This window comes from Pseudomonas serboccidentalis (genome assembly GCF_028830055.1).
In the GTDB taxonomy this organism is placed as follows: domain Bacteria; phylum Pseudomonadota; class Gammaproteobacteria; order Pseudomonadales; family Pseudomonadaceae; genus Aquipseudomonas; species Aquipseudomonas serboccidentalis.
In genome coordinates, this window is record NZ_CP101655.1 from 2,981,856 (window position 1) to 2,998,216 (window position 16,361).

Sequence of the window (16,361 nt, forward strand, 5' to 3'; positions counted from 1 at the left end):
TCACGCCAAGGAGCTTTGCATGCGCCAGAAACCCACTGTACTCGCCCGCGAGATCGTCGCCACCAGTCGCCTGTTTTGCGTCGAAGAACTGAAGTTGCGTTTTTCCAATGGCGTGGAGCGCACTTACGAGCGTCTGGTCGGCAAAGGTGCGGGCTATGGCGCGGTGATGATCGTGGCGATGCTCGATAGCGAACACGCGGTGCTGGTCGAAGAGTACTGTGGCGGCACTGACGAGTACGAATTGTCCCTGCCCAAAGGCTTGATCGAGCCGGGTGAGGATGTGCTGGCGGCGGCCGAGCGCGAGCTCAAGGAAGAGGCCGGATTCGGCGCCCGCCAACTGGAGCATCTGACCGAGCTGTCGTTGTCGCCCGGTTACATGAGCCAGAAGATTCAGGTGGTGCTGGCCACCGATCTCTACGAAGAGCGTCTGGAGGGCGACGAGCCCGAGCCGATGCGGGTCGACAAGGTCAACCTGCGTGAACTGGCAGCGCTGGCGCAAAACCCGCAATTTTCCGAAGGTCGCGCCTTGGCGGCGTTGTACCTGACCCGCGATCTGCTGAGCCAGCGCGGGTTCTTTCAGTCATGAGTGAGATGTCGATGAATTTTCCCCATCCGTTGATGGCGCCAGTGGTTGAGCTGGCATTGCAGGCTGGCGAGGCGATCCTGCCGTTCTGGCGCGCCGGTGTTGAAGTCACAGCCAAGTCCGATGATTCACCAGTGACTGCAGCGGACATGGCCGCACACCACGTGATCGTCGCCGGGCTGACCGCGCTGGATTCCAGCATTCCGATTCTGTCCGAAGAAGACGCCAACATTCCGCAGAGCGTACGCGCCGGGTGGCAGCGCTGGTGGCTGGTGGATCCGTTGGATGGCACCAAGGAGTTCATCAGTGGCAGTGAAGAGTTCACCGTCAACATTGCCCTGATCGAAAACGGCCGGGTGGTGTTTGGTGTGGTGTCGATGCCGACCAATGGCCGGTTCTATGTCGGCGGTGCCGGTCTCGGCGCGTGGCGCGGCGATAAGGACGGCACGCCGGTCGCGATTCAAGTGCGTGATGTGCCCGCACTCGGTGAAGCGTTCACCGTGGTGGCCAGCCGTCGGCATTCCAGCCCTGAGCAGGAGCGTTTGCTCGCCGGCCTGAGTGCCAGTCTGGGTGAACTGCAACTGGCGAACATCGGCAGCTCGCTGAAGTTTTGCCTGTTGGCTGAAGGGGCGGCGGATTGTTATCCGCGATTGGCGCCAACGTCGCAGTGGGACACCGCCGCTGCCCAGGGCGTGCTGGAAGGCGCGGGCGGTGAAGTCGTGGATCTGCAGGGCGAAGCGTTCTGTTACCCGGCGCGTGAGTCGTTGCGCAATGAGTTCTTTTTGGCGTTGCCGGCGAAAGCGGCGTGGCGTTCAAGACTGCTGGAGCTGGCTCGCTCATAAGATCAAAAGATCGCAGCCTTCGGCAGCTCCTACACAGGATTTCGCATTTACCTGTAGGCGCTGCCGAAGGCTGCGGTCTTTTGCGTTAGCGGTGCAGAACGTACTGCCCGCTGAAGGTCACCGCATCCTCATCACTGCCGGCATTGACGATCCGCGTGTTGAGCGTCAGCCGCGCCCGCCCGTAGCGCTGATACATCGCCAGAAACTTCTTCCACACCGCCGCCTGCGGTGCCGGGCAAATCGCCGTGGCGTCGCCGGTCACCGGCAGCGGATAGCTGATCTGCCCTTCCTGAATCACGATGTGCCCGTCTTCGATGCCTTGCTCCTTCAGGCGCAAATGCAGCCAGCCCCAACCCGCGAGCACCGCGCCGCAGTAGAGGCTGCCGCCGAACATGGTGCTCTTGTGATTGACGTTCGGCTCCAGCGGCAAGTACAGGCTTAACTGCTGCTCATGCCAGTCGAGTACCTTGAGGCCCATCTCGCGGGTCAGCGGAATGTCGTGATGCAGCACGGACTCCAGATAGCGGCTGTCGCGGTTCATTCGGCTTCGTCTCCATGGGCGCCACTGTCGGCGAAATTCAACCCGTGCTTGCGCAGTTTGTCGTGCAGGGTCTTGCGCGGAATCCCCAGGGCTTCGGCGAGGCTGCGCACCGAACTGTGGGAGCGCGCCAATTCTGCGGCGATCAACGATTTCTCGAAGTTTTCCACTTGCTCGCTCAGACCGCCGCTGATGACTTCCACGGCAGTGCCGCCTTCACCGCTGTTATCCAGCGCCAACTCCAGGCCGAGGGCGAAACGCTCGGCGGCGTTCTGCAGTTCGCGCACGTTGCCCGGCCAGGTGTGGCGCAGCAGCAAGGCGCGTTGCGCCGGTTGCAGTTCGTGAGGCGGCAAGCCATGGCGGGCGCTGGCTTCATCGGCGTAATGCTGGAACAGCACCAGCGCATCTTCGCCGCGTTCACGCAGCGGTGGAATGCGCAGCGGCGCGACATTCAGACGGTAATACAAGTCGGCGCGGAAGCGCCCCTGATCGGCGGCCTGGCGCAGGTCTTCCTTGGTCGCGGCGATGACGCGGATGTCCAGCGGGATCAACTGATTGCCGCCGAGGCGTTCGACCACACGCTCTTGCAGCATGCGCAGCAGTTTCACCTGCACGTCCATGCTCATGCTTTCGATTTCATCGAGGAACAGTGTGCCGCCATTGGCGAATTCGAACTTGCCGATCCGGCGTTTCTGCGCGCCGGTGAAGGCGCCCGGCTCATGCCCGAACAGTTCGCTTTCGACCACCGATTCCGCCAGCGCCCCGGCGTTGATCGCCACGAAAGGGCCGTTGCGTCGGCTCGACAAGTCGTGCAATGCACGGGCCACGACCTCTTTGCCGGCCCCGGTTTCACCGAGGATCAACACGTCAGCCTTGGTCGCCGCCAGCGCGCCGATCTGCTCACGCAGGCGCAGCATCGGCGCCGAATGGCCGACCAGCCGTGCACTCAGTTCATTGCGGTCGCTCAAGGCCAGACGCAGGCTGCGGTTGTCCAGCACCAGTCGGCGCAGGGCCAGGGCGCGGCGCACGCTGTCGAGCAACGCGTCACTGGCGAACGGTTTTTCCAGGAAATCATAGGCGCCGGCACGCATCGCCTGTACCGCCAGCGGCACATCGCCGTGGCCGGTGATCAGCAGCACGGGCAGTTCCGGATCCTGAGCGTGCAACTCACTCAACAGTTCCAGGCCGTCCATGCCCGGCATACGAATGTCGCTGACCACCACGCCGGGCCAGTCACGCTCCAATTGTGCGGCGAGGCCTTTGGCTTCGGACAGCGGAAGGATTTTCAGGCCGGCCAGGTCCAGGGTCTGGCCGAGGGCCTGACGCAGGTGCGGATCGTCGTCGATCAACACCACCTGAATGCGATTGTCGATGGTCATGCACTTCGATCCTCGGACGGTTGCAGGCTGACCCCGGGCGCACCGGCGCGCAGCCGCAGGGTGATCAAGGCGCCACCTTGCTTGTGGTTGGCGAACGACAGTTCACCACCGAAGGCGCGCATCAGGGTTTCACAGATGGCCAGTCCCAGCCCAAGGCCCTGCGTGCGGGTTTTGGTGGTGTAGAAGGGCTCGCTGGCGCGGCCGAGGGCTTCCATGCAGAACCCCGGGCCGTTATCGCGAATGTACAGATTGACGCCTTCGGCGGTGGATTCGGCACTCAGCCAGAGTTTGCGCGGCGGACCTTTTTCGGTCAGCGCATCGAGGGCGTTGGCCAGCAGGTTACCGAGCACCTGGCGCAGACGGGTTTCCCCGGCTTCGACCCACAGGGTGGCGGCGGGCAGGTCGCGAATCAGCTCGACCTCCATGCTCCGGCGACGCTTGGCCAACAACGCCAGCGCATCGTCCAGCGCCGGTTGCAGGGCGACGCTCTCCGGAGCGTGGCGGTCGCGACGGGCGAAGGCGCGCAAGTGGGCGATGATCGAGGCCATGCGCCCGGTCAGTTCGCTGATCAGTTTGAGGTTGCCGCGAGCGTCGTCGGTGCGCTGATGATCGAGCAGCACTTCGGCGTTTTCAGCGTAGCTGCGGATCGCCGCCAGCGGCTGGTTGAGTTCGTGGCTGATGCTCGCCGACATGGTGCCCAGTGCCGACAGTTTGCCGGCCTGGACCAGATCGTCCTGGGCGCGCACCAGTTCCTGCTGGGCCTGTTCACGCTCCAGCACTTCCTGTTTGAGGCGGCGGTTGAGGCCTTCCAGATCGCTGGTCCGCTCGGCCACCCGACCTTCCAGTTCGCGACGGGCCTTGGCTTCGAACGCGATGCGTTCCAGATAATGCCGGCGGCGCTGCATCATCAGCCCCAGCAACAGCATCACCACCAACAGCGTGGCGCCACCGATCGCGACAACGGTGCGCACCGGGCGGTCGATCAGCGTGCGCGGGGCGAGAATGCTGACGCTCCAGCCGGTTTCGGCGATGTTCACGGTCTGCGTCAGCCAGTCGTTGGGACTGAGGTTCAACGGGCGCGGTTCGCGGGTCGGGTAGGGCAGGATAGCGGTGATCGCCGAGCGCTCGGTATCGCTCAAGGTGCGGGTCGAGCGGAAACGCCATTCCGGGCGCGAGGTGAGAATCACCACGCCATTGTGGTCGGTCACCAGCAGTTGTTCCGGGGTTTTGCCCCACAGGCTTTCGGTGTGGTCGAGGTCGACCTTGATCACCAGTACACCGATGATTTTTTCGCCGTTGCGCACCGCAGCGGCGAAGAAATAACCGCGCTTGGCCGAGGTGGTGCCCAGACCGAAGAAACGTCCGAGGCGTCCGGCCATGGCTTCGCTGAAATACGGACGGAACGCGAAATTGCGCCCGACGAAGCTGTCATGTTTGTCCCAGTTCGACGCTGCAAGGGTCTGGCCGCTGGTGTCCATCAGGTACATGACTTCGGCACCGGTCTGCGCCGCGATGTTTTTCAGCAGGCGATTGGCGTTGCCCTGGGTGACCCCGTCGTCCGGTGCCCCGAGTACGGCGCGCAGGGCCGGCAGGTCGCCGAGGATCTGCGGCAACACTTCGTAGCGGTGCAGGGTGCCCAGCAGGTTGGCGACGTAGAGATCGAGGGTCTGGCGGTTCTGCCCGGCCAGTTCACTGCGGTAATAGCGCTCGGCCAGATGTTCCAGCGGCCACAGCAGCGGTGCCAGACACAAAGCCAACAGGGCGAGGCTGCGCCAGCGGGGTCTGCGGGGAAGGGTAGGTTTCATGAGCCGGATGCGCCTGAGTGAACAGGCGCATTATGCCTAGGCTCAGGCGAAGACGTCAGCGTCCTTGAGCAGTGCACCAGCCTGATCCTTGGCCGACAGCTTCGGCGCTTCGTCCAGTTGCCAGTCGATGCCCAGAGCAGGGTCGTCCCAGCGAATGCTGCGCTCGGACGATGGATCGTAGTAGTTGGTGGTCTTGTAGAGGAATTCTGCGAACTCGCTCAGCACCACAAAACCATGGGCGAAACCTTCCGGAACCCACAGTTGACGGTGGTTTTCAGCCGAGAGGCGAACGGCAACCCATTTGCCGAAGTGCGGCGAGCTGCGACGAATGTCCACGGCCACATCAAACACTTCACCAGCGGTTACCCGAACCAGTTTGCCCTGGGTGTTCTGCAGTTGGTAATGCAGGCCGCGCAGCACGCCTTTTTGCGAGCGCGAATGGTTGTCCTGAACGAATTGAGTGTCCAGACCGGTTGCATCCTGGAATGCTTTGGCGTTGAAACTCTCGTAGAAGAAGCCGCGCTCGTCACCAAATACCTTGGGTTCGATGATCAGAACACCGGGCAGATCGGTGGTGATTACATTCATGAGTTTTTTCCAGATAGATGTGAATGGCCGACATTCTTGCGCAAAGCGCCGGCGGATGCGAGCACTTGAATAACCTCGATTGGGGGTTGCGCATCCTCTGCAGCAATGGCGATATAGGCGCCTAATAACATTTCAGGGGTCGTCTCATGCCGCTCGCCACGTTGATTCATCGCGCCAGCTTGCCCAGCCCGCAGGTCTCCGAGGCGCTGGCCCGGCAGTGGTTGGCGGAGCATTACGGGTTCAGCGGCACGTTACAGGCGCTGGGCAGTCAGCAGGATCTCAATTACCGGATCGACAGCGCGCGTGGGCGCTTTGTCCTGAAAATCTGCCGCGGTGATTATGCGCTGGTGGAGCTGCAGGCCCAGCATGCGGGGCTCAAGTACCTCGCCGAGCACTCGTCGGTGCACGTGCCCAAGGTGATCCCGGCCATTAACGGCGAGGACCTGTTGTCGCTGCAGGCCAACGGCGAGCCGGTACACGTGCGGCTGCTGGATTACATCGAAGGCCAGCCGCTGACCCATCTTGAACACCTGGGCCACGACGTGGTGGCCGGTTTCGGTCAGCTGTGTGGTGAGATGGACCTGGCGTTGGCCGGCTTCGACCATCCGGGGCTTGAGCGCACGCTGCAATGGGACGCGCGCCACGCCAATGCACTGATCAACCATCTGCTGCCGGTCATCAAGGATGAGCGCCAGCGCGCCTTGATCGCGGACGCCGCCGAACAGGCCGAGCGCCGTTTGCAGCCGTTGCAGGACAAACTGCCGGTGCAGGCGATTCACATGGACATCACCGACGACAATGCCGTTTGGCAACGGGACGCCCGGCGCCACTGGCAATTGCAGGGGGTGATCGACTTCGGTGATCTGGTCCGTACCTGGCGGATCACCGATCTGTCGGTGACGTGCGCGGCGCTGCTGCACCATGCCGGCGGTGACCCTTTCGTGATTCTGCCGGCGGTGCAGGCCTATCACGCGGTGAATCCGTTGCAACACGAAGAGTTGCAGGCGCTGTGGCCATTGATCGTGGCGCGGGCGGCGGTGCTGGTGCTCAGTGGCGAACAACAGGTCAGTATCGATCCGGGCAACACTTACAGTCGCGACAACCTTGGCCACGAATGGGAGATTTTCCACGTGGCCACTTCGGTGCCGCTGGCGCTGATGGAAGCGGCGATCCTCACATCAGTCGGCCAGCGTTTGCCGGCGATCGGCAGTGAAGGTTTTGCGCCGCTGTTGCCAGAGCTGGTCGGGCGCGAATTTGCGTTGATCGATTTGGGCGTCCTCAGCCCGCATTTCGAGGCGGGCAACTGGGAGCAGGACGGCATCGATCAGCGGTTGCTGACGGAAGCCGCCGCCGCGCATGGCCTGGCGGCGAGTCGTTACGGGCAATATCGCTTGTCGCAAACACGACCGGACAGCGCGGTCGAGCCGGACACCTTCCCGCTGCACGTTGAATTGCGCGTACCGCAAGGCTCGGCTGTAGAAGCGCCATTTGCCGGGGTATTGCACCACGCGGCGGACGGTGTGCTGCAACTCGACGGGCCACAGCTCAGCGTGCGCCTGTGGGGCGTGAACGCTTCACTGCACAGCGGCGCGGCGCTGGTCAAAGGTCAGGTGCTGGGAGCGGTCGGTGGACCGTTGAAGGTACAGTTGAGCCGTGTAGCCACGCTGGATGCGCCGTTGTTCTGCAGCCCTTCGCGCGCTGCTGCGTGGCAGGCGTTATGCCCCTCACCGGCGGCGCTGCTGGGCCTGGCCTGCGATGCCGAGCCGGAACTGGACGCCAAAACCTTGCTCGAGCGGCGCGACGCCAGTTTCGCCCGCACGCAAAAACACTATTACGTCGACCCGCCGCGCATCGAACGCGGCTGGCGCAATCACCTGATCGACATGCAGGGTCGCTCCTACCTCGACATGCTCAACAACGTCGCTGTGCTCGGCCACGGTCATCCGCGCATGGCGCAGGTGGCGGCGCGGCAGTGGTCGCTGCTCAACACCAATTCACGCTTCAACTATGCGGCGGTGGCGGAGTTTTCCGAGCGCTTGCTGAAACTGGCGCCGGAAGGCATGGACCGGGTGTTTCTGGTCAACAGCGGCAGCGAGGCCAACGACTTGGCGATTCGTCTGGCATGGGCCTACAGCGGCGGCCGCGACATGCTCAGCGTGCTCGAGGCTTATCACGGCTGGACGGTCGGCGCCGATGCGGTGTCGACCTCGGTTGCCGACAACCCGCGAGCACTGGAAAGCCGCCCGGATTGGGTGCACCCGGTGACCGCACCGAATATTTATCGTGGCCAATTCCGTGGTCTCGATTCTGCTCCGGACTACGTGCGCAGCGTTGAGGCCCAGTTGGCGCATATCGCCGAACAGAAGCGCCAATTGGCCGGGTTCATCTGCGAACCGGTGTACGGCAATGCCGGCGGTATCTCGCTGCCACCGACTTATCTGAAACAGGTCTATGCGTTGGTGCGTGCTCAGGGCGGGGTGTGCATCGCCGACGAAGTGCAGGTCGGTTACGGGCGCATGGGCCACTTTTTCTGGGGCTTCGAAGAGCAGGGCGTGGTGCCGGACATCATCACCATGGCCAAGGGCATGGGCAACGGCCAGCCGCTCGGTGCCGTCATTACGCGTCGGGAAATCGCCGAAGCGCTGGAGGCTGAAGGCTATTTCTTTTCGTCGGCCGGCGGCAGCCCCGTGAGCTGCCAGATCGGTATGGCGGTGCTGGATGTGATGGAAGAAGAAAAGCTCTGGGAAAACGCCCAGGTGGTCGGCGGTCACTTCAAGGCGCGTCTGCAAGCATTGATCGATAAACATCCGCTGGTGGGCGCGGTGCATGGTTCCGGCTTCTATCTGGGGGTGGAGTTGATCCGCAACCGCGAGACGCTGGAGCCGGCCACCGAGGAGACCACCCTGTTGTGCGATCGCCTGCGTGAGCTGGGGATCTTCATGCAACCGACCGGGGATGACCTGAACATTCTCAAGATCAAACCGCCGATGGTCACGTCGCGTCGCAGCGTGGACTTCTTTGTCGACATGCTGGATCGGGTGCTCGAGGAAGGCCTGTAACTGACATTGCTTCCTGTAGGAGTGAGCCTGCTCGCGATGGCGGCGTGTCAGTCACCTTTGTGTTGCCTGACTCGCCGCCATCGCGAGCAGGCTCACTCCTACATTTGGTTTTGTGGGGTTAGTTCGATTTGTATCGGGTTTAAGAAGTATTTTTTAGGCTTTAAGTACCTTAAAAGATTTAAAATACGATATTTATCGGTTATAAAGTCGCCATTGCTTTGTAAACCCTCGACGGTTCCCAGGAGTCCTGATCTGATGACCACTTTGAAAAGCACCCCGCGTGACGATGGCTTCTACATGCCGGCCGAGTGGGCGCCGCAGACCCAGACCTGGATGATCTGGCCCGAGCGCCCGGACAACTGGCGCCTGGGTGGCAAGCCGGCGCAGGCCGCGCATGTTGCAGTGGCCAAGGCCATCGCCCGCTTCGAACCGGTGACCGTCGCCGTGTCGGCCGGTCAGTACGAAAACGCCCGTGCACGTCTCGACGTACCGAATATCCGCGTGGTCGAGATGTCCAGCGATGACGCCTGGGTGCGTGACACCGGCCCGACGTTCGTCATCAACAACAGCGGTGAAGTGCGCGGTGTGAACTGGGACTTCAACTCTTGGGGTGGTTTTGAAGGCGGTCTGTACTCGCCGTGGAACCGTGATTCGCAGGTCGGTGGCAAGATTCTCGAAATCGAGCGCAGCCCGCGTTATCGCACCGAAGGTTTTGTGCTCGAAGGCGGTTCGATTCATGTCGATGGCGAAGGCACGCTGATCACCACCGAAGAGTGTCTGCTCAATCACAACCGCAACCCGCACCTGGATCGCGCAGCGATTGAAGCGATGCTGCGCGACAATCTGTCGGTGGATAAAATCATCTGGCTGCCGGATGGCCTGTTCAACGACGAAACCGACGGCCATGTGGATAACTTCTGCTGCTACGTGCGTCCGGGCGAAGTGCTGCTGGCGTGGACCGATGATCCGCAGGATCCGAACTACCCGCGCTGCCAGGCCGCAATGAAAGTGCTGCAAAGCAGCACCGACGCCAAGGGCCGCCCATTCACGGTGCACAAGATGCCGATCCCGGGGCCGCTGTACGCCACCGAAGAAGAGTGCGCCGGGGTCGATCCGGTCGACGGTACGCAGGAGCGCAACCCGAGCGTTCGCCTGGCCGGTTCTTACGTGAACTTCCTGATCGTCAACGGTGGCATCATCGCGCCGAGCTTCGACGATCCGATGGATGCGCCTGCGCGGGAAATCCTGCAGACGCTGTTCCCGCAGCACGAAGTGGTGATGGTGCCGGGCCGTGAACTGTTACTGGGCGGCGGCAATATCCACTGCCTTACCCAACAGCAGCCAGCCCCGCACAAAGAGTGAGTTGAGACGTAACAGCTTGAGTTGATTCAGAAATCGGTCAGGAAAAAATTAGCTCGCTATCGATATAAAGAAGCCCGCAGCCCTGTTGGATCGCGGGCTTCTTTGTATCCGCTTGTCGACAAATCGGAAACCTTGGCATAGCTCTTGTATCGGACGAAGCGCACTAGGGAGAGGGAGGAACTTCAACAGTTCTGTCATAAACCTTGGATAACGTAGCCGCTCATGAACGGGGAGAGAGCGCTGAAATGAACGCCGAAGTGAACGTAGTCAGCGAGCGGACTTTGCATCCCATGGCCGTAAACGGCGAATCGCTCCAGATTGTCGCGCACTTTTTGAAATCCAACGGAACGCGTCAGATCAGGGAACCTGATCCGCGCCGGATGATGATCGAGCGCTACCCCGCTGGCCTGTTCAGCGAGGCCGAACTGGAAGCGTTATGGGCTGTGATGGAAGGATAAGAAGAACAACAGGGATTGGTAAAAGCGCTGCCGGGATGGCGGCGCTTTTTTATGGAAAACCGAAAAGATCGCAGCCTTCGGCAGCTCCTACAGGGAAGCACACCACCCCATGTAGGAGCTGCCGAAGACTGCGATCTTTTGATCCTGCTTTTAAAAACTATAGGTACCGGTCATTACCACGCTGCGCGGTGCGCCTGGCTGGATCTGATATTGGCTGGTGGCCGACGCGTAATACTCACGGTCAGTGATGTTGTTCAGCGCTGCGCGCAAGTCCCAATCCTTGAACCGGTAGCCGAGCAGCGCGTCCCAACGACCATAACCCGGTAGCACCGTGGTATTGGCGTTGTCGGCATAACGCTGACCGACCAGGGTCAGGCCGGTTTCGCCGTACCAGCCCATTTCCGGTTTCCAGGTCAGGAACAGACTGGCGTTGTGTTTGGCCACGTTGTTGACGCGCTTGCCTTCCAGGCCGTTGTTATCCTTCTCGATGGTCGTGTCCTGCACGCCGACGCCACCGCGCATGTACCAGTTACCGACGAGTTTGCCGGTCGCGGTCAGCTCGATGCCGCGGGAGCGTTGCAGACCGGTCATGACGGTCAGGGTCGGGTCATCGGGATCTGTGGTGCGGCGGTTGTAGAGCTCCAGGTCATAGACCGCCAGCGTGGTGCTCAGGCGATCATCGAGCCAGTCACTTTTCACGCCGATTTCTTTCTGTTTGGTCAGCTCCGGGCTCAAGTCGTTGGTATTGCCGGCAGCGCCCGGGGTGATGCCGATCAGGCCACCGCCTACGGGCGAGAAGGTCTTGGACCACGAGGCGTAGAACGAATGATTCTGCAGCGGCGTCCAGACAATCCCCAAGCGCGGGCTGGTGCTGTGGCTGTCGCGATCTTCGGAAATGTTCCTGAGCTGGTTGGTCGACTCGATATCGAAGGTGTCGTAGCGCAGACCGGCCAGCAATTGCCATTGATCGTTCAGACGCAGCTGATCCTGCACGTAGACCGCACGGCTTTCGACTTCAGTGTGGCTGTCGCTGAACACCTGCATGCTGCCCGTGTGGCGCAGCTCGCGGTTGGGGTTGAACAGGTCAAGCGACGGCACCAGTTGCGCGCCCGGGGTCTTGCCGGTCGCGGCGTTGTACAACTTCGGATCGCGGCGCTGGCTGCCGATCTCGACCCCGGTCAACAGGCGATGCTCCAGACCAAAGGTATCGAAAGCGCCTTCCAGCTCAATGTTGTTGTAGACGTTGCGGGTCGTCAGATCCTGCTGCCAGTGCTGGCGCGCGACCTTGTTGGTTTTTGGGTCGAAGTGGGTGAGATAGGTGTTGTCGAAATCGCTGTCGAGCTTGAACACACCCAAGGTCTGGCGCAGTTGCCAGTTGTCGTTGATCTCGTAGGTGAGTTTCGAGCGCAGGGACTGCGCCTTGTCGTCGATGAAGTCGTGATCGTTGCCATAGGTGGTGTCGCGACCGACGTCTGCCGGGCGCCCGTTCACCCCCGGAATGCCGCGATCCGGCGTGCGGTTGTAGCGGCTGTATTCGTATTGCACCAGCCAGTTGAGGTCCGGGGTCAGTTGCCAGCTCATCGACGGCGCAAACAACTGACGGTTGCCACTGACGCCGTCGCGGAAGCTGTTTTCGTCCATGTTGCCCATGTTCAGGCGCAGGCTGAGGTTTTCGCTCGGGTCGGTGCTGAGGTCGGCGTAAAGGCTGCGTAAGTCTTCGCTACCGCCCTGGGCTTCTAGGGTCGAACGACGGCCGAACTCGGGCATTTTGCTCACACGGTTGACGATCCCGCCCTGGCTACCACGGCCGTAGAGTACCGCCGCCGGGCCTTTGAGCACCTCGACCCGCTCGATGTTGTGCAGGTCGCGCCTGTATTGGCTGTCGTCGCGAATACCGTCCAGATAGAAGTCGTTGCTGGCGTCAAAACCGCGGATGCGCAGGCTGTCGAAGCGGGTATCGGCGCTGCTGCTGACGTTGGGAATGCCGCTCAAGGCGTCACCGATGTCATGGGTGCCGTAGTTGGCGACGTTCGAGGTCTTGATCGAGTCGATCGCTTGCGGCACATAGCGCACCGGTGTCGAGGTGCGGGTGGCGGTGTTGCTGATCTTGACGCGCGGGTCCTCGGCTTGCTCTTCGGCGCTGATCGCGGTGGCGGGCAACTCGGTGGCGGAGTAAGCAAAACCGCTGGACAGAACGGCAGACAATCCAAGGGTGACAGGTGTGAGGCGGAACGGGGCAGGCATTGAAAAGCGCATCCGAAAGGGTAGAAGAATTCAAATGCGCGAATGGTAATACTTTGCATTTGCTCCCGTAATTTATTCCTGAGAAGTTCCTCTGTCGGATTGTTTCAACTTATGTCGAGTTCGCTACAACCTGACCTGTTGATCCATTCGACCGATTCACGAAACAGTCTGAAAGCCATTCCGGCGTTTTTCCCCACTGCACGGAGGAATAGTCTGCCGCCATCGATTCTTCCTGATTTTCTGCCGGAGTTTTCTCATGATCCTTCACTACATTTATGACCCGTTGTGTGGCTGGTGCTACGGCGCCAAACCGCTGGTGCAAGCGGCGCAGCAAGTGCTGCCGGTCGTGGCTCACGCGGGCGGGATGATGAGCGGTCCGAACCGCCAGCAGGTCTCGCCGCAATTGCGCAATTACGTCATACCCCATGATCGGCGCATTGCCGAGTACACCGGGCAGCCATTTGGCGAGGCGTATTTCGAAGGTCTGCTGCGCGATCACTCGGCGATTTTCGACTCGACCCCACCCATCGCTGCGGTGATGGCAGCAGAGTCCATCGACGGCCGCGGCCTGCAGATGCTCGGGCGTTTGCAGACCGCGCATTACGTGGAAGGGCGGCGGATCGCCGATGAGTCGGTGCTGTTCGACATCGCGGGTCAGATGGATTACGCGGCGGACACTTTTGCGGCTGCGTTTAAAGCCGTTGATACCCAAGCGCATGTAAAAGCCAGCCGCGCACTGCTGGCTCAGTTGGGTGGGCAGGGATTTCCGACGTTGGCGCTGGAGCACGACGGGCAATTCACGTTGATCGACATCAGCCCATGGCTTGGCAAACCGCAGGCCTTCGCTGATTGGCTGGGGCAAGCAACGGTGGGCGATGAGGCGGGTCAATCCCCCGCGCAATGTGGCCTCGAAGGTTGCGCGTAGGCGCGCTGGATTCACTGGCTCAGTGCATTTCCGAGCAACGGGCTATCGAAAAATTTACGATTCTTAGACGATTTTTGCCTATTTAAAGACGATTCTTGAAATTGACACGTTATTGAGGGCGCGGCTACGATTCGGCCCAACGCCTGTGGCCAACCGCCATGACCCAAAATAATAAAAAGGCCCGTCACGATTTTTCGTGGGCGGGTCTTTTTGTTTCGGGGTGAAAAAAGAGTGCAATAGCGCCGTTTCAGCCGTTCGACACAGCGCGTTTCAACCCGTAATAAGGAAAACAAAATGTTGAACAAGCGAATCAGCCTGATCGCACTGGGGATGTTGAGTGCTACACAGGCCATGGCTGACGGCCAGGCCGAATCCAAGGGTTTTGTAGAAGACAGCAGCCTTAAAGTGCTGCTGCGCAATGCCTACATCAATCGTGATTACAAAGACGGCAACCCGGACAAATCCGAGTGGGGCCAAGCGGCCATCGGTACGTTCTCGTCCGGCTTCACCCAAGGCACCATCGGTGTGGGTGTCGATGCTTTCGGCCTGTACGCCCTGAACCTGGAGCGCAGCGAAGATCGCAGCGGCGCCGGCGGTATCGACTTCTTCAAGCGCGGCGACAGCGGCAAACCTGCCAACGACTTGTCCAAGGGTGGCGCAGCGGTGAAATTCCGTCTGTCCAACACCGTGCTGACCTACGGTGACCAGATGCCGGCCCTGCCGGTGCTGAACTACGATAATTCGCGTCTGCTGCCGGAAAGCTACACCGGTACCTTGATCACTTCCAAAGAGATCAAAGGCCTGCAACTGGACGCCGGTCGTTTCACTGCTGAATCGCGCAAGAGCGCTGAAGGCCGTGACAGCGGTGGTCTGAAATCGATCAACGTATTGGGCGGTAGCTACCAGTTCACCGAACAGTTCAAAGCGGCGCTGTACGCTTCTGACGTCGAAGACGTGCTGAAGAAGCAATACGTGAACGCCAACTACGTGTTCCCGATCGACAAGGATCAGTCCCTGACCCTGGACTTCAACGGTTATCGCACCAAGCTGGACGACTCCTATGTCCGTGAAAGCGGTGCTACCGGCGACGACAACAAGATCTGGAGCCTGGCCGCGACGTTCGCCACCGGCCCGCACTCGTTCACCGTGGCGCACCAGCGTTCTACCGGCGACAGCAACCTGGGCTACGCCTACGGCGGTTATCAGAAAGAGCAAGGTCGTGTCGGTGACGGTGGCAACACCATCTACCTGGCCAACTCCTACTGGTCGGACTTCAACGCCGAAGACGAGCGCAGCTGGCAGTTGGGCTACGGCCTGGACTTCGGTGCATTCGGCGTACCGGGTCTGAGCTACAACTTCGCTTACGTGCGTGGCGACAACATCACCACCTCCACCAGCGAAGGCGGCACCGAGCGCGAAATTTTCAACCAGTTCAAGTACGTCGTGCAAAGTGGCCCGGCCAAAGACCTGAGCGTGAAACTGCGCAGCTCGATCCTGCGCGTGTCGCAGAAATCCAGCGAGTACAACGTCAGCGGTAACGAACTGCGCGTTTTTGTGGATTACCCGATCAACATCTTCTGATGATCGTTCAGGTGTGACACGTGAGAAAACCCCGACTGGCTCGGGGTTTTTTTTCGACGCTTTTTCCGCAAAAACCGTAAAAAAACCGCGTTTTTGTCACGCAAAAGTTGTTTTCAAGCGCCTTCAAGTACCGTTTCAATCAAGGCTTTAAATGCCTGAAATTCTTTCTCATGGACGCAAATTCTCCACCTAATAGATTAGGCCGCTCAACGCAGCGGAGAATTTGGTAATGATCGTTTTGAACAGAGAAGTGGGCGAATCGCTACGGCGGGACAAATATGTCAACGTCCAGGGTGGTGACTTCAATCTCTACGGTCATTTTGCCGACTTCGTCAGACTGACCAAAAGTTGGGAAAACATGGAGCCTGACAGTTACTACGGTCAGGCCGAAGCCGGCATGCGTTACCGTCGTTACAGCGACTTCGAGTACAACCCGAAAACACGCGAATTGAAGCAACTCGAGCATCGCGCGTACGTGCAGTCGAAAGAGAACAACGCCTATGTTGGCGGCCTGGTACGACACTTTCAGGACTTCTCCGATGAAGTGATTACTTCACCGGTGATGCGCAGCCTGATCGACACGGATTTTGAAGTGTACAAAAGCGTGCTGCCGGAAGAATTGCACGATGAAATCTGGCAGTGCCAGATCCATCAGATCCGCATCGAGATCAAACCCGGCAAACAACTGGAAATCACTCCGGAAGGCATTCACTGCGACGGCTATCCGTTCAGCGGTGTGCACTTCTGGGGGCGCAACAATGTCGAGGGCGCGGAGAGTCGTCTGTACGACATCCACGAGCATCAACTGGCGTCGACCACTTACCAGGAAATTCTCGACACCACCTACTTCCTCGATCGCGATATGCGCCACTACGTGACCCCGGCGCGCAACACGCACACCCATGCCATGGCGTACCGGCAGATTCTGGCGATTTCCTTCTCGCGGCCCGGGACCGCTTTCGACATTGTTCGCTAATCAGATCACCCCAATCGATGG

The 16,361-nt window shown here is 60.4% G+C and carries 13 protein-coding genes; 8 read left to right on the forward strand and 5 right to left on the reverse strand.

Annotated features, from left to right (window positions below; translation table 11 throughout):
- The first annotated feature begins 19 nt into the window (after positions 1–19).
- Both nudE and cysQ read left to right on the forward strand, forming a co-directional pair.
- Positions 20–586 carry an ADP compounds hydrolase NudE gene (gene nudE, locus NN484_RS13675; RefSeq protein WP_127648535.1) on the forward strand — a complete coding sequence of 189 codons (567 nt, stop codon included), beginning with the start codon at positions 20–22 and terminating at the stop codon, positions 584–586.
- A gap of 5 nt (positions 587–591) precedes the next feature.
- Positions 592–1,425 (forward strand): 3'(2'),5'-bisphosphate nucleotidase CysQ, encoded by an 834-nt coding sequence (cysQ, locus tag NN484_RS13680; protein WP_215501404.1) that lies wholly within the window; start codon positions 592–594, stop codon positions 1,423–1,425.
- Between the two features lie 85 nt (positions 1,426–1,510).
- Here cysQ and NN484_RS13685 read toward each other — a convergent pair whose 3' ends face one another.
- The 4 genes from NN484_RS13685 to rfbC are packed head-to-tail and all read right to left on the reverse strand — an operon-like array spanning position 1,511 to position 5,735.
- Entirely contained in the window at positions 1,511–1,966 is a 456-nt protein-coding gene (locus tag NN484_RS13685) for a YiiD C-terminal domain-containing protein (protein ID WP_127648537.1), read from the reverse strand.
- Positions 1,963–3,342 carry a sigma-54-dependent transcriptional regulator gene (locus tag NN484_RS13690; RefSeq protein WP_127648538.1) on the reverse strand — a complete coding sequence of 460 codons (1,380 nt, stop codon included), beginning with the start codon at positions 3,340–3,342 and terminating at the stop codon, positions 1,963–1,965. Before NN484_RS13690 ends, NN484_RS13685 begins: the two co-directional genes overlap by 4 nt.
- Entirely contained in the window at positions 3,339–5,147 is a 1,809-nt protein-coding gene (locus NN484_RS13695; protein WP_274659266.1) for a sensor histidine kinase, read from the reverse strand. The genes NN484_RS13690 and NN484_RS13695 overlap by 4 nt, the downstream gene beginning before the upstream one ends.
- A gap of 42 nt (positions 5,148–5,189) precedes the next feature.
- Positions 5,190–5,735 carry a dTDP-4-dehydrorhamnose 3,5-epimerase gene (gene rfbC / locus NN484_RS13700; RefSeq protein WP_274659267.1) on the reverse strand — a complete coding sequence of 182 codons (546 nt, stop codon included), beginning with the start codon at positions 5,733–5,735 and terminating at the stop codon, positions 5,190–5,192.
- Between the two features lie 146 nt (positions 5,736–5,881).
- Here rfbC and NN484_RS13705 point away from each other — a divergent pair, with 146 nt between their 5' ends.
- From NN484_RS13705 to NN484_RS13715, 3 genes are all read left to right on the forward strand, one after another.
- The gene (locus NN484_RS13705; RefSeq protein ID WP_274659268.1) at positions 5,882–8,794 is read left to right on the forward strand and encodes an aminotransferase; all 2,913 of its coding nucleotides are present in this window, start codon (positions 5,882–5,884) and stop codon (positions 8,792–8,794) included.
- Between the two features lie 255 nt (positions 8,795–9,049).
- A complete protein-coding gene (aguA, locus tag NN484_RS13710) occupies positions 9,050–10,156 on the forward strand; it encodes an agmatine deiminase (protein ID WP_274659269.1) in 1,107 nt (368 codons plus the stop codon).
- 245 nt (positions 10,157–10,401) lie between these two features.
- Entirely contained in the window at positions 10,402–10,614 is a 213-nt protein-coding gene (locus NN484_RS13715) for a hypothetical protein (RefSeq protein WP_007961849.1), read from the forward strand.
- Positions 10,615–10,764: 150 nt separating this feature from the next.
- On the opposite strand, the gene NN484_RS13720 is transcribed toward NN484_RS13715, so the two are convergent.
- Positions 10,765–12,858, reverse strand: a complete 2,094-nt coding sequence (locus NN484_RS13720) for a TonB-dependent receptor (protein WP_274659270.1) — start codon at positions 12,856–12,858, stop codon at positions 10,765–10,767.
- A 256-nt stretch (positions 12,859–13,114) separates the two neighbouring features.
- Here NN484_RS13720 and NN484_RS13725 point away from each other — a divergent pair, with 256 nt between their 5' ends.
- The 3 genes from NN484_RS13725 to NN484_RS13735 all read left to right on the forward strand — a co-directional run bounded on the left by NN484_RS13725 (position 13,115) and on the right by NN484_RS13735 (position 16,340).
- Positions 13,115–13,783 (forward strand): DsbA family protein, encoded by a 669-nt coding sequence (locus NN484_RS13725; RefSeq protein WP_274659271.1) that lies wholly within the window; start codon positions 13,115–13,117, stop codon positions 13,781–13,783.
- A 294-nt stretch (positions 13,784–14,077) separates the two neighbouring features.
- Positions 14,078–15,364 (forward strand): OprD family porin, encoded by a 1,287-nt coding sequence (locus tag NN484_RS13730; protein ID WP_127648544.1) that lies wholly within the window; start codon positions 14,078–14,080, stop codon positions 15,362–15,364.
- Between the two features lie 229 nt (positions 15,365–15,593).
- Positions 15,594–16,340 carry a 2OG-Fe dioxygenase family protein gene (locus NN484_RS13735; RefSeq protein ID WP_034151909.1) on the forward strand — a complete coding sequence of 249 codons (747 nt, stop codon included), beginning with the start codon at positions 15,594–15,596 and terminating at the stop codon, positions 16,338–16,340.
- Positions 16,341–16,361 lie beyond the last annotated feature (21 nt).

Bases quoted from the DNA above. Each gene is read 5' to 3' on its own strand.
- NN484_RS13715 (WP_007961849.1), top strand. From the start codon at position 10,402: ATGAACGCCGAAGTGAACGTAGTCAGCGAGCGGACTTTGCATCCCATG.
- NN484_RS13690 (WP_127648538.1), bottom strand. From the start codon at position 3,342: ATGACCATCGACAATCGCATTCAGGTGGTGTTGATCGACGACGATCCG.
- rfbC (WP_274659267.1), bottom strand. From the start codon at position 5,735: ATGAATGTAATCACCACCGATCTGCCCGGTGTTCTGATCATCGAACCC.
- NN484_RS13685 (WP_127648537.1), bottom strand. From the start codon at position 1,966: ATGAACCGCGACAGCCGCTATCTGGAGTCCGTGCTGCATCACGACATT.
- NN484_RS13705 (WP_274659268.1), top strand. From the start codon at position 5,882: ATGCCGCTCGCCACGTTGATTCATCGCGCCAGCTTGCCCAGCCCGCAG.
- NN484_RS13725 (WP_274659271.1), top strand. From the start codon at position 13,115: ATGATCCTTCACTACATTTATGACCCGTTGTGTGGCTGGTGCTACGGC.
- nudE (WP_127648535.1), top strand. From the start codon at position 20: ATGCGCCAGAAACCCACTGTACTCGCCCGCGAGATCGTCGCCACCAGT.
- NN484_RS13730 (WP_127648544.1), top strand. From the start codon at position 14,078: ATGTTGAACAAGCGAATCAGCCTGATCGCACTGGGGATGTTGAGTGCT.
- aguA (WP_274659269.1), top strand. From the start codon at position 9,050: ATGACCACTTTGAAAAGCACCCCGCGTGACGATGGCTTCTACATGCCG.
- NN484_RS13720 (WP_274659270.1), bottom strand. From the start codon at position 12,858: ATGCCTGCCCCGTTCCGCCTCACACCTGTCACCCTTGGATTGTCTGCC.
- NN484_RS13735 (WP_034151909.1), top strand. From the start codon at position 15,594: ATGATCGTTTTGAACAGAGAAGTGGGCGAATCGCTACGGCGGGACAAA.
- NN484_RS13695 (WP_274659266.1), bottom strand. From the start codon at position 5,147: ATGAAACCTACCCTTCCCCGCAGACCCCGCTGGCGCAGCCTCGCCCTG.
- cysQ (WP_215501404.1), top strand. From the start codon at position 592: ATGTCGATGAATTTTCCCCATCCGTTGATGGCGCCAGTGGTTGAGCTG.